Below are 11,981 nucleotides of genomic sequence, written 5' to 3' on the forward strand. Positions count from 1 at the left end.
ATGAAACTTTGGTAATGTTTGAGGGTGACTGCGGCCGTCAGTCGCGGCGCAAAATGGTGTCCAACGATGCCTGCTCTTCGGCGGACAGGGATTTTGTTGCCAGCGTGCGACGCGACCGCGCGGTCATCACTATGAAAATGCCGCCAACGAGCAGCAGGATGACCGGCGTCCCCCACAGCAACGCATTGCGCAGCTCGAAGCGCGGCTTCAGCAGCACGAACTCGCCGTAACGCGACACCACATAGTCCATCACTTGCTGATCGGTATCGCCGGCAACGAGGCGTTGGCGCACAAGGATGCGCAGGTCACGGGCGAGATCGGCGTCGGATTCGTCGATCGACTGGTTCTGGCAGACCATGCAGCGCAGGCCTTCGGACAGCGCCCGGGCCCTCGCCTCGAGCGCCGGATCGGCCAGCATCTCGTCTGGCTTCACCGCCTGTGCCGCGCCGGCGAAGAGCAGCGCCAGGAGCAGGACGATCGAGGTCAGCGAAAGCCGTGCGCTCATGGCAGGCCCGCGGTCGGCACGGCGCTCGCCTGCTTGCGCCGGCGCGACGGCGCGCCGACACGCAGGCGCCTGTCCATCAGCGACATGGCCGCGCCCGCCATCATCACCAGTCCACCGCCCCAGATCAGCGTCACCAGTGGCTTCCACCACAGACGCACCACGACCGAGCCGTCATTGCCCTCGTCGCCGAGCGAGATGTAAAGCTGAGAGAGGCCCATCGTCCTGATGCCGGACTCCGTCGTCGTCATCTGCCGTACCGGGTAGAAACGCTTGGCGGAGCTGATTTCGCCAATTGCGCTGCCGCTGACGCCGATCAGCTCGAAGCGGCCGCGATCCTCGCTGTAGTTCGGACCCTGGGCCGGATAAAGCCCGACGAAACGCAGCGTGTGGCCGGACAATTCGACCGTCTCGCCGGCATGCATCGACAGGATCTTTTCAGTGCCGAAGCAAAGCGTGCCGACGATGCCGAGCGTGGTCAGGCCAAGGCCAAGATGAGCAAAGGCGGTGCCGAAGACCGAGCGCGGCAAGCCGAGCAGGCGCCTGACCATGATCCCCGCTGCAACATTGCCGAAGCCTGACTTGACCGCGAGATCGGTGAGCGCGCCAAGGATCAGCCAGACGGCGAGGCCAACGCCAAGGGCCGCGAATACCGATGCGCCGTCGATGAACAGAGCGGTGACCAGCGTCGCCAGAAGGGCTGCGGCAAAGGCCGCCATCAGGCGCTGGGCGACGGCGAAGACATCGCCGCGCTTCCAGGCCAGCAGCGGCCCGAACGGAACGATCACCAGCAGCGGCACCATCAGCGGGCCGAAGGTCAGATTGAAGAACGGCGCGCCGACCGAGATCTTGTCGGCTGAAAAGGCCTCTACGGCGAGCGGATAGAGCGTGCCGACAAGTACGGTCGCGGTTGCCGTGGTCAGGAACAGATTGTTGAGGACGAGCGCACCTTCGCGCGAAATCGGGTGAAACAGGCCGCCGGCCGTCAGCCGGGAGGCGCGCAAGGCGAACAGCGCCAGCGAACCGCCGATGAACAGCGTCAGGATGCACAGGATGAAGACGCCGCGTGTCGGGTCGGTGGCGAAGGCATGGACGGAGGTCAGCACGCCCGAGCGCACCAGGAAGGTGCCGAGCAGCGACAGCGAAAAGGTCAGGATGGCGAGCAGCAGCGTCCAGATCTTCAGCGCCGAGCGCTTCTCCATGACGATGGCCGAATGCAGCAGTGCGGTGCCCGCCAGCCACGGCATGAAGGAGGCGTTCTCGACCGGGTCCCAGAACCAGAAACCGCCCCAGCCGAGCTCGTAATAGGCCCAGTACGATCCCATGGCGATGCCGCCGGTCAGGAACATCCAGGCGACCAGCGTCCACGGCCGCACCCAGCGCGCCCAGGACGCGTCGATGCGCCCTTCGATGAGGGCGGCGACCGAGAAGGAAAAGCAGATCGAGAAGCCGACATAGCCGAGATAGAGAAACGGCGGGTGAATGGCGAGGCCGAGATCCTGCAGGATCGGGTTGAGATCGCGGCCTTCGATCGGCGCCGGATTGAGCCGGATGAACGGATTGGACGTCGCCAGGATGAACAGGAAGAAGGCGGCGCCGATCGCGCCCTGCACGGCAAGCACATTGGCGCGCAGCGTCGCCGGCAGGTTTGACCCGAAAGCGGCGACAAGCGCACCGAAGAAGGTCAGGATCAGCACCCAGAGCAGCATCGAGCCTTCGTGATTGCCCCAGGTTCCGGTGATCTTGTAGATCAGCGGCTGCAGCGAATGCGAGTTTTCCCACACGCTCGCCACCGAGAAGTCGGAACTTGCATAAGCGCTTGCGAGCGCCACGAAGGACAGCGCCGTCAAGGCAAAGCCGGTCACCGCGACCGGGCCGCCGACAGCCATCAGGCGCTGGTTGTTCAGGCGCGCGCCGAACAGCGGCACGATCGTCTGCACCAGCGAAAGCGCAAACGCCAGGACCAGGGCGAAATGTCCGGTCTCAACCATGCCCGCAATCCACGCTTCCTCTGCTGCCAGAGTTATTCACTCTTGCTCTCCTGCCAGACGCCCTTGGCCTTCAATCCGTCGGCCACTTCCTTGGGCATGTAGCGCTCATCATGCTTGGCCAGTACGCTGTCGGCAACAAAGGTGCCGTCCGGGCCGAAGGTGCCCTCGGTGATGACGCCCTGCTCCTCGCGGAAAAGATCGGGCAGGATGCCGGTGTAAGTGACCTTGACCGATTTGTGCGTGTCGGTGACCGAAAAGGCGACCGTCGCCCCCTGCCCGCGCTGGATGGTGCCTTTTTCGACCAGCCCGCCCAGCCTGATGCGCTGGCCGGGCTGGACGCTGGCGGTGGTGAGGTCGGCCGGCATGTAGAAATAGGACGCCTTCTGGCCAAGCGCATAGAAGGTCAGTCCGGTGGCCGCGCCCAGGAAGGCCAGCCCGCCCGCGATCACCGACAGTCGTTTCTGCTTGCGCGTCATATCTGGTTCTACTCCGTCGTCGTCAGGCCAAGCGAGGCGGCAAAGGCGGTGAATTTTTTCGCTTCGTCACTGTCGGCTCCAAAGACGGCAATAGCGCGACCCAGCGCGTCACGCGCCTGGTCGGCCTTGCCGAGCACGACATAGGAACGAACGAGCCGCATCCACCCTTCCGGGTCGCGCGGATTTTGCCGCAGTTTGTCGTCGAGACCGGCGACCATGGTGTTGATCATGGCCTCCCTGTCCGCGGGAGACATGGAGGATGCGGCGTCGACATCGCCGGCATTGGGGCCGTTGGTGGCGCCGCCGGAAGCGACTTCGGGGCCGCCGGATTTGGCCAATGCCTGCTCGACCGCGCCGCGCCATGGCGAATCCGGCGGCAGGCTGCCAAGCATCGCCTGCCAGGCCGCGACCGCCTCCTTGGCGCGCCCCTCCTGCGCCAGCGCCATGGCCAGGTAGAAGCTGGCTTTGGCATTGGCCGGATCGAGCTTCAGCGCGGCTTCGAAAGCGTCCTGGGCATCGGCCGAGACAATGCCGCCTGCCGCATTGGCGATCGCCTCGCCAAGACCGGCCCGGCGGACAGCACTGTCACCATCGAGGCGAATGGCATTGCGATAGGCCGCCGCCGCATCGGAAAAGCGCTGCATGCGCAAATAGACGGGGGCGAGCACGTCCCATCCCCTGCCATCGGAAGGGTTGGCGGCAAGATGGGCTTCGGCCCGCGCCACCAACTCGTCCACCGAACTGTCGGCCGGATTCTTGGCCAACCGCTCACTGAGTGGTTGCGACGGCAGGTCGGGAGAGCCGAGCTGGCTGTAGAGACCCCAGCTGACAAGCGGGACCGCCAGCACGGCCGCGGTCGCCACCAGCCTTGCCGCGACCGACGCCTGCCTGACGGATGCCTTGCCGGCCGCTGCCGCATTGTCGAGGCGAAGGATGCGGCGGGCGATCTCGGCCCGCGCCTCAGTCGCTTCCGCCGGCTGGATCAAGCCACGCGCGGCGTCGCGGTCGAGCTCGGACAACTGATCGCGATAGACTTCCAGATCGTGATCGCCGGTCGACGACGCACTCTTCGAACTGGCGGCCAGCGGCAGCAGCACCGCCAGGCTTGCACCCAGCGTGAGAATTGCAGCTATGACCCAGAACAGCATGTTTCTTCCAATACCGGCAGACATCTGCCGTGCCAACACAGGTGTCCTGCGACGCTTTGACGGCAGGCGCGCCGCATGTCCTTGATCGACATCAACCGGCCGAATACCAGCCGGACCGGTTGATTGTCAGGTCAGCGGCGTCCAGCTGCCGTCGGCGTTGCGGCAAGCAGTACCGCGCGCCGTCACTCCGGCTCCGCCGGTAAACACCGTCTGCGTATACTGGCGACAGTCCTGCGAGCCGACGCGATAGGGCTGGGCCGGAACCACCTCGCCATAATGCGAAGCCTGGTCGCCCTTCCATGCCACCTTCTGGCCACTCGTCGTATATTCGAGCGCCTTGTATTCAGCCTCGAGCGCACTGCGCTTCTCGGCATCGCTAAGGCCGTTTCCAATCGAGCCGCCGACGAGACCACCGCCCATTGCGGAAATGATCGTCGTGGTGACCTTGCCGCTGGAAGGAGGTGTCGAGGCCGGTGTCGGCGGAACGGTCGGACCCTTGCCGCTCAAGGTGGTGCAGCCGGAAACGGCCAGCAATGCGGAAACGAGCGCGACGCGAATCTTCATGCCAACAACCGGTTTTCTTGAGTTGGAGCCTGTCATGGATGAGCCGGGGGCCGCGTCATCGGAGAAGTGGGCGTGGCCATAGTATTGATATTTGTCGGAAATTTGGCCGCTGCCGGCCGCTCCGGGATCAATCGACATTCCGCCATGACACGCCCCGTCCACCAATGTCGATTGGCCCTGGATATACATCACTGAAGGCTCCGCAATCGCACCACCGCCTTCAGTCCGCCCATGCCGGACCGTTCGAGCGCCAGGACGCCTCCATACTCGTTGACGAGGTCGGCGACAATGGCCAGCCCCAGACCTGTTCCGGGCTTTGTCTCGTCCAGACGCCGTCCGCGTTTCATCGCCTCGCGCGCCTTGTCCTCGGGAATGCCCGGGCCGTCATCCTCGATGCTGATCTCAAACAGGCTGGCCGCGTCGTCCTTGCCGGTCAAAGGCACGACCGAGACCAACACCGCGCTCCTTGCCCATTTCATCGCGTTTTCGAGCAAATTGCCCAGCAATTCCTCAAGGTCTTCGCGCTCGCCGGCGAAGACGATCTCAGTGGCCGGCAGCGCCAGCGACAGGTTGGTTTGCGGGTTGAGTTTCTGCAAAACCCGCACCATGCGCTGCACCAGCGGCGCCACCGGCGTGCGGTAGACGACGCTGTCGCGTTGCGCCGCGACACGGGCGCGCTGCAGATAGTGCTCGACCTGCTTCTGCATGGAAGCGGCCTGTTCGGCAATCAGCTGCCCCTTGGCGCCGCCAAGAGCCCGGCCCTCGTTGAGCAGCACCGCCAGCGGTGTCTTCAGCGAATGGGCGAGATTGCCGACCTGGGTTCGCGACCGCTCGACGATGCGCCTGTTGTTTTCGATCAACGCATTGGTTTCGTTGGCAAGCGGTTCGATCTCGACCGGGAACTGGCCGTCGAGCCTGTGCGCGGTGCCCTCGCGCACCATGGCAAGCGCATTCCTGACCCGGCGCAGCGGCTGCAGGCCGAGCAGGATGGCGATCGCGTTGATGGCGATCATGCCGACGCCGAACAGGCTGAGATAAGTCAGCAGGCGGTGCTGGAAGGTCGAGATCTCCTGTTCGAGTTCGCTCTGGTTGCCCATGACGCGGAAGCGCGCGGCGCGGTTCTTGGAGTCGAGAACGAATTCGCTCTCGAACACTTCGAGTTGCTCGCCATCGATGCCTTCGGCCGCATAGCTGCGCTGGAAACTGGAATTGAAAGGCTCATCGGCGACACTAGGCGATGGGATCGTCTTGGTCATCGACGACGAATGAAGATCGCCGTGCACGCCTTCCGAAGCGGGTTCAACCGACCAGTACCAGCCCGAATTCGGCTCCGAGAACCGGAGGTCGCCAAGGTCGGGCGCGCCGGTGAGCGCACCGCTGTCGGAGATGCCGATGGAACCGATCAGGTTGAACAGATGCGCCGAAAGCAGGCTGTCGAAGCCGCGCTCGCTGGCCTGGCGATAGAGTGTGGTGATCAGGGTGAAGATGACGACAAGGGTCACGATCGCCCACACCGTGGAAAAGGCGATCACGCGGAACGTCAGCGAACGCGGCCACAAACGCAGCGAAAGCGGCGTCCTTGCGGTTTGTTTGAGCGGTTCCGAGTTACGCCTCCGGCTCACGCATGCGGTAGCCCATGCCGCGCACGGTTTCGATCATGTCGATGCCCATCTTCTTGCGCAGCCGCCCGACAAAGACCTCGATGGTGTTGGAATCGCGGTCGAAATCCTGGTCGTAGAGATGTTCGACCAGTTCGGTCCGCGAAACCACCTCGCCCATATGGTGCATCAAATAGGCAAGCAGGCGAAATTCATGCGAGGTCAGTTTCAGCGGCACGCCGTCGACATCGGCCTTCGAGGCCTTGGTGTCGAGGCGCAGCGGCCCGCAGGTCAGTTCGGACGAGGCATGGCCGGCGGCGCGCCGGATCAGTGCCCTGAGCCTCGCCAGCACCTCCTCGATGTGGAACGGCTTGGTGACATAATCGTCGGCGCCGGCGTCGATGCCGGAGACCTTGTCGCTCCAGCGGTCGCGCGCCGTCAGGATCAGCACCGGCATCTTGCGGCCGCCGCGACGCCAGCGCTCGACGACGCTGATGCCGTCCATCTGCGGCAGGCCAATGTCGAGCACGACGGCGTCGTAAGGCTCGGTGTCGCCGAGGAAATGACCCTCCTCGCCATCGAAGGCGCGGTCAACGACATAGCCGGCATCGACCAGCGCGTCCGATATCTGCCGGTTGAGATCCTTGTCATCCTCGACGACGAGTACGCGCATGCGAAAATCGATACCTGTTGAAGAGCTAGGGGCAGATATAGGCCGATTCCGACGGCCTGGGAAACCGCAGGGGTCAGTTCTGTGGAACGACGATTTCGGAACGGCGCGGACGCTGCCCGTCCTTGCCCGGGACGAGCACGACGATGACGCAGACCGGCTGGCCGCCGCGTGTCGATTGCGAGGCCTTGGCCAGCGTTCCGCCATTCTGCTCGGCCACTTGCTGGCCGATGGCGTAGCAATCGGACGCCGCCAATACGATCGGGCCGCCCTCGTCAGGTGCGATGACCGGTGTCGCCATCGCCTGCGACGCAAACAGCCCGGCAGCACAGAGCGCCAGTGTCGCGGTTCGGAAGTGGGAGCGAAGCGTTTTCATGGTCGGCGTTGTAACGCATCGGTGCTGAACGTGAAATGAACAGTGAACGCCACCGAGACCATGTCCGCTACACCCCTGAAACGCGAGACAACCGATCGGATTTCACCGCCCACCCGGCGAAATCCCGGAAGCATCAGTCTAAACCCCGTTTGGACCATATTGAAAGCGCATCAGTCATTTTCCTGCGTTATAGCGCGAAAACGCAGCAACCCGTGATGCACCAGCAGGTCCTCGTCATAGCGGGACTCGGCGAATTCCTGCACGAGGCGTGTCTGTCCACGCGGGCCGATGATCAGCACCGCGTCGGCGAGGCGCGCCTTAATGCTGTCCATGATGGCACGCGTTTCGGCCTCGTCGTGGGTCTTCGACCAGACATGCAGCGTGACCAGCTGATCGGCGTCGTTCTGGACGCCAGTGTCCCAGTCGAAGGCGCTGGTCTGGCCGCAGGTTACGTGGGGAAAGGCGGCATTGTCGGTTGCCTGCTCAAGCAGTCCGGCGCCGCCCAGCAGTGCCGACAGCGATGCATCGCTTCTCAGTCTCTGGAACAATGCCTGCTGCAAATCGCCGGACGCGGTCATCGTTTTCCCTCACCGTAGCGGCTTGCGGATCATGTGCCAGGACTACCCCTCAAGGGTATCCGGATTCTGCCCGGCTTGCCAATCAGCGGGCGCCGCGCAGCCTAACCACGAAACTGCGAAGCGCAAGCACCAGCACCGTGATGATGATCAGGATCACCGAGAGGGCGGCGATCGCCGGATCGATGTTGTCGCGCAGGCCCATCCACATCAGCCTGGGCAGCGTGATGGCGTTGACCGAGGTGATGAACAGCGTGACGCCGATTTCTTCCCAGGACAGCACAAAGGAGAGAAGTGCCGCGGTGATGATGCCGAACTTGATGTTGGGCATGATGATCCGGGTGGCGCGCTCCCAGACCGAGGCGCCAAGGCCACGCGCGGCAAGGTCGATGCGCCGGTCGAGCTGGCTGAGCGAGACCAGCATCAGCACGGTGGCGAAGGGCACCGTCATCACCGAATGCGCCATGGCGACACCCAGCCAGGTGTCATAGCCGAAGAACGAGCTGAAGCCGGAGATCGAGGTGAGCAGAAAGTAGATCGTGATGGCCGAGACCACCGGCGGCACGACCATGGGCAGCAGCACAAAACCGACGAGTGCCGCGGTGAAGCGCGGCTGAAACATCCACACGCCGAGGCTGAAGCACAGCGCCAGCACGGTGGAAAAGGCGCTGCTGACGAAGCCGATGCGGATGCTGAGCAGGATCGAGTCGATCCAGCGCGGATCCTCGATCAGCGCCCTGTAGTGGCGCAGCGACAGTTCGCCGGATGGCATCGCCAGCATACGGCTCGGCGTCAGCGACACCGGGATGACGGCGAGCAACGGCATCAGCAGGAACAGCGCCACGAAGGCTGCGATGATCAGGGAGACGGGACCGGGGCGGTAGGTCGGCATCAGATCAATTGCTTCGGTCTGACATAGCGGAACAAGAGCGCCATCAGCGCGCCGACGAACAGCACCAGCACGACGCTGATCGCCGCGCCCAGCCCCCAGTCCGGGCTCTGGAAGATCCTGAGATAGATCAGCTCGGCGACCATGACGCTGCGGCCGCCGCCGAGGATCGCCGGCGTCACGAAGAAGCCCAGCGAAAACACGAAGACGATGAGGGCAGCACCGATGATCCCTGAGCGCGTCATCGGCACGAAGACCGACCAGAAGGTGCGCATGCGGCTGGAGCCGAGCCCGCGCGCGGCCAGCAGCACGCGGTCGTCAAGGCTGCGCATGGAAGACGCCAGCGGAAAGACGGCAAAAGGAATGAGGAAATGCGTCATGCCGACGATGACGCCGAATTCGTTGCGCACCAGCGCCAGCGGTTCGGAAATAAAGCCGATCGCCTGCAACCAGGTGTTGATCAGGCCGCGATTGGACAATAGCGCCACCCAGCCGAAGGCACGGGTCAGCACCGAGATCCAGAACGGCACCAGGATGCAGAATTCGGCGATCACCCGTTGCACCGGGGTTCCGCGCACCCAGACGACGGTGATGGCATAGGCAGCGGCCACCGAAACCACGGTGACGACCGCCGCGATGCGCAGCGTGCGGATGAACACCGACTGCACCAGATCGTCCGTGAGCAGCGCCTCATACTGGCCGAGCCCGGGCGTCGGCAGCGTAAAGCTCCATTTGACGACGCCGAGGAACGGCCAGGCATAGGCCAGGACAAGAAACAGGAGCAGCGGCGCCATCAACAGCGCCGCGCCCATCCTGTCGGAGAGATATGCCCTCATTCGGTTCGATTATCCCTGCCTCGGTCAGGCGGAGATGATCTTGGTGTATTCGTCGAGCGCGGCCCCGTAGTTCTTGGCGTACCAGTCCATATCGAGCGCGATCTGCTTTTTCATGTTCTCGGGATCGACCGGATTGATGCGCTTCTTGTCGGCGGGGATCAGCGCGTCGGCGGCCGGGTTTGCGGGGCCCTGGCCGAGCTTGTCGAACATGACCAGCTGCTTTTGCGGATCCTGGGCACTGGCGATGAACTTCATGGCCGCGTCCTTGCCGCCGGGATTGCCCTTGAGCACGGCGAGCGCTCCGGGCGAAATCAGTCCCTGGTCCCAGATGAACTTGATCTTGCCGCCGGAATCCTGCTCGATCAGCGAAGCGCGGGTCGACCAGACGATCGCCATCGAGGCCTCGCCATTGAGCAGCACGCTCTGGCTCTCGGCACCGCCGCCCCAATAGGCAACGACGTTCTCCTTGAAGGCGGCGATCTTGTCATGCGCGCGCTTCAGATCGAGCGGATAGAGCGAGGCGGGCGCGATGCCATCGGCCAGAAGGGCTGCCTCCCAGCTCGACACGCCCCATTTGTAGAGCGAGCGCTTGCCGGGGAATTTCTTCACGTCGAAGAAATCAGCCATGCCGGTCGGCGCGTCCTTGCCGTATTTCTCGGAATCATAGGCGATGACATAGGAGAAGAAATACGTCGAGGCGGCATACTCCCAGCCAAAGCCTTCGCGCATCTTCTTCTTGTCGACGACCGAATAGTCGATCGGCTCGAGCGCGCCTTGCGCGCCGAGCGTGATGGCCGAGAACGGGTCGACGTCGACGAGATCCCAGGTCGGCGCGCCGCTCTTGAACTGCGCGGCGATCGCGCCTTCGGTAGGTCCGGAGCCGTCCATCTTGACGGTGATGCCGGTGTCCTTGGTGAAGGCCTGGCCATAGGCGGCATCATAGGCGGTGATGGCGTCGCCGCCCCAGTTGACCAGCACCAGTTCCTTCGCCGCGGCAAAGGCTCCGGTCGAGCGCAGCAGCATCGGCGTGCCGGCCAGCACGATTGCCGCCAGCTGCGCGAATTGCCGGCGCGAGATCTCGCCGCGACCTGCCCTGGTGGACAGGCCTTCGATGGCTTGTTTTTTGGTGTCATTTGTCATGTCAGTTCCCCTTTTTTGTCGTTGATAGTACCGGAAAGCGGTGGCGCTGATATCTCGCCGCACCGTTCGTCATTGTCCTCCATGCGGAAGGAGGAATCCCTTTTCCGCTGGCCAGGTGAGCCAGACGGAGTTGCCCTTGCTGAGAGCGGCGGCGGCTATCTCGTTCGGCACCGAGACCGTGACCTTCGCGCCTTGCCGCGTCGTCAGGTCAAGCCGCGTTGCCGCGCCGAGATAGGTGGAGTTGGTCGCGGTCGCGGCGATGCCGTTCTCGCCGGCTGCCGCCTCGCCTGATATCGACATGTATTCAGGTCGGATCGCCAGGATTGCATCGCCGCGCACCGTCTCAGCCTTGCAGCGCATGCTGACCGCACGGTCTTCGCAGAGGCCGGTCGAGCCATTGTCGGCCGGGCGCACCCCCTTCAGCGGCAGCATGTTGATCTCGCCGAGGAACTCGGCGACGAAGCGGTTGTCCGGCCTGTCGTAGACCTCGTCGGGCGCTCCGACCTGCAGCAGTTTGCCATGATTAAAGATGGCGACGCGCGACGACAGCGCCAGCGCCTCGCTCTGGTCGTGAGTGACGAAGACGAAGGTGGTGCCGGTCTCCTGGTGCAGCCGCTTCATCTCGGCCTGCATCTGGCCGCGCAGACCCTTGTCGAGCGCGGAAAACGGCTCGTCGAGCAACAGCACGCCCGGCTCGAACACCAGCGCGCGGGCAAGCGCCACGCGCTGCTGCTGACCGCCTGATAGCTGCGCCGGCAGTTTTTTCTCGTGGCCCTTGAGGCCTACGCGTTCGATCATCTCGCCGACACGGCGCTTGATGTCGGCCGCCGACTTCTTGCGCACCTTGAGTGGGAAGGCGATGTTGGCTTCGACGCTCATATGCGGGAACAGCGCGTAACCCTGGAACACCATGCCGGCCGCGCGCTGTTCGGCCGGTCGTTCGGTGATGTCGACGCCATCGCTGAACAGCCGGCCCTCGGTCGGCTGCACGAAGCCGGCCAGGATCATCAGGAAGGTGGTCTTGCCCGAACCAGACGGCCCAAGCAGGGTCAGGAACTCGCCACGGCCAATATCGAGCGTCAGATTGTCCAGCGCACGGAACGAGCCGAAGCTCTTGCCGATTCCGATTGCCTTGATCTCTGCGGCCCGGCCGGGTTGCTGCATCCTGCCTGTTTCCTCAATTCCAGGAGAAATCGTAGGGCAGCGTGCGGCCTCA

13 protein-coding genes are annotated in these 11,981 nt (G+C 63.9%); all 13 read right to left on the reverse strand.

What is annotated here, in order from left to right; all coding sequences use genetic code 11:
- Nucleotides 1–37: 37 nt before the first annotated feature.
- Nucleotides 38–505, reverse strand: a complete 468-nt coding sequence (locus ACFFNA_RS27140; protein ID WP_378923028.1) for a cytochrome c-type biogenesis protein — start codon at nucleotides 503–505, stop codon at nucleotides 38–40.
- A complete protein-coding gene (locus ACFFNA_RS27145; RefSeq protein ID WP_378923030.1) occupies nucleotides 502–2,493 on the reverse strand; it encodes a heme lyase CcmF/NrfE family subunit in 1,992 nt (663 codons plus the stop codon). Before ACFFNA_RS27145 ends, ACFFNA_RS27140 begins: the two co-directional genes overlap by 4 nt.
- A gap of 32 nt (nucleotides 2,494–2,525) precedes the next feature.
- On the reverse strand, nucleotides 2,526–2,969 hold the full coding sequence (gene ccmE / locus ACFFNA_RS27150; protein ID WP_111549121.1) for a cytochrome c maturation protein CcmE: 444 nt from the start codon (nucleotides 2,967–2,969) through the stop codon (nucleotides 2,526–2,528).
- 8 nt (nucleotides 2,970–2,977) lie between these two features.
- The gene (ccmI, locus tag ACFFNA_RS27155) at nucleotides 2,978–4,117 is read right to left on the reverse strand and encodes a c-type cytochrome biogenesis protein CcmI (RefSeq protein ID WP_378923032.1); all 1,140 of its coding nucleotides are present in this window, start codon (nucleotides 4,115–4,117) and stop codon (nucleotides 2,978–2,980) included.
- A 126-nt stretch (nucleotides 4,118–4,243) separates the two neighbouring features.
- Entirely contained in the window at nucleotides 4,244–4,681 is a 438-nt protein-coding gene (locus ACFFNA_RS27160) for an RT0821/Lpp0805 family surface protein (RefSeq protein ID WP_111549383.1), read from the reverse strand.
- A gap of 188 nt (nucleotides 4,682–4,869) precedes the next feature.
- A complete protein-coding gene (locus ACFFNA_RS27165) occupies nucleotides 4,870–6,303 on the reverse strand; it encodes an ATP-binding protein (protein ID WP_111549119.1) in 1,434 nt (477 codons plus the stop codon).
- Nucleotides 6,287–6,952 (reverse strand): response regulator transcription factor, encoded by a 666-nt coding sequence (locus tag ACFFNA_RS27170; RefSeq protein ID WP_023812809.1) that lies wholly within the window; start codon nucleotides 6,950–6,952, stop codon nucleotides 6,287–6,289. The genes ACFFNA_RS27165 and ACFFNA_RS27170 overlap by 17 nt, the downstream gene beginning before the upstream one ends.
- 73 nt (nucleotides 6,953–7,025) lie before the next feature.
- Nucleotides 7,026–7,325: a hypothetical protein gene (locus ACFFNA_RS27175; protein ID WP_111549118.1), complete on the reverse strand. Its 300-nt coding sequence runs from the start codon at nucleotides 7,323–7,325 to the stop codon at nucleotides 7,026–7,028.
- A gap of 170 nt (nucleotides 7,326–7,495) precedes the next feature.
- Nucleotides 7,496–7,903 carry a DUF3168 domain-containing protein gene (locus tag ACFFNA_RS27180; RefSeq protein WP_111549117.1) on the reverse strand — a complete coding sequence of 136 codons (408 nt, stop codon included), beginning with the start codon at nucleotides 7,901–7,903 and terminating at the stop codon, nucleotides 7,496–7,498.
- Nucleotides 7,904–7,985: 82 nt separating this feature from the next.
- Nucleotides 7,986–8,792, reverse strand: a complete 807-nt coding sequence (locus ACFFNA_RS27185; protein WP_378923037.1) for an ABC transporter permease — start codon at nucleotides 8,790–8,792, stop codon at nucleotides 7,986–7,988.
- Nucleotides 8,792–9,625 carry an ABC transporter permease gene (locus ACFFNA_RS27190; protein WP_111549115.1) on the reverse strand — a complete coding sequence of 278 codons (834 nt, stop codon included), beginning with the start codon at nucleotides 9,623–9,625 and terminating at the stop codon, nucleotides 8,792–8,794. The genes ACFFNA_RS27185 and ACFFNA_RS27190 overlap by 1 nt, the downstream gene beginning before the upstream one ends.
- A 24-nt stretch (nucleotides 9,626–9,649) precedes the next feature.
- Nucleotides 9,650–10,765 (reverse strand): ABC transporter substrate-binding protein, encoded by a 1,116-nt coding sequence (locus ACFFNA_RS27195; RefSeq protein ID WP_111549114.1) that lies wholly within the window; start codon nucleotides 10,763–10,765, stop codon nucleotides 9,650–9,652.
- A 69-nt stretch (nucleotides 10,766–10,834) separates the two neighbouring features.
- Nucleotides 10,835–11,929, reverse strand: coding sequence for an ABC transporter ATP-binding protein (locus ACFFNA_RS27200; RefSeq protein ID WP_111549113.1), 1,095 nt, complete (start codon nucleotides 11,927–11,929; stop codon nucleotides 10,835–10,837).
- Between the last annotated feature and the right edge of the window lie 52 nt (nucleotides 11,930–11,981).

Source organism: Mesorhizobium kowhaii (assembly GCF_042431665.1).
GTDB classification, from domain to species: Bacteria; Pseudomonadota; Alphaproteobacteria; order Rhizobiales; family Rhizobiaceae; genus Mesorhizobium; species Mesorhizobium kowhaii.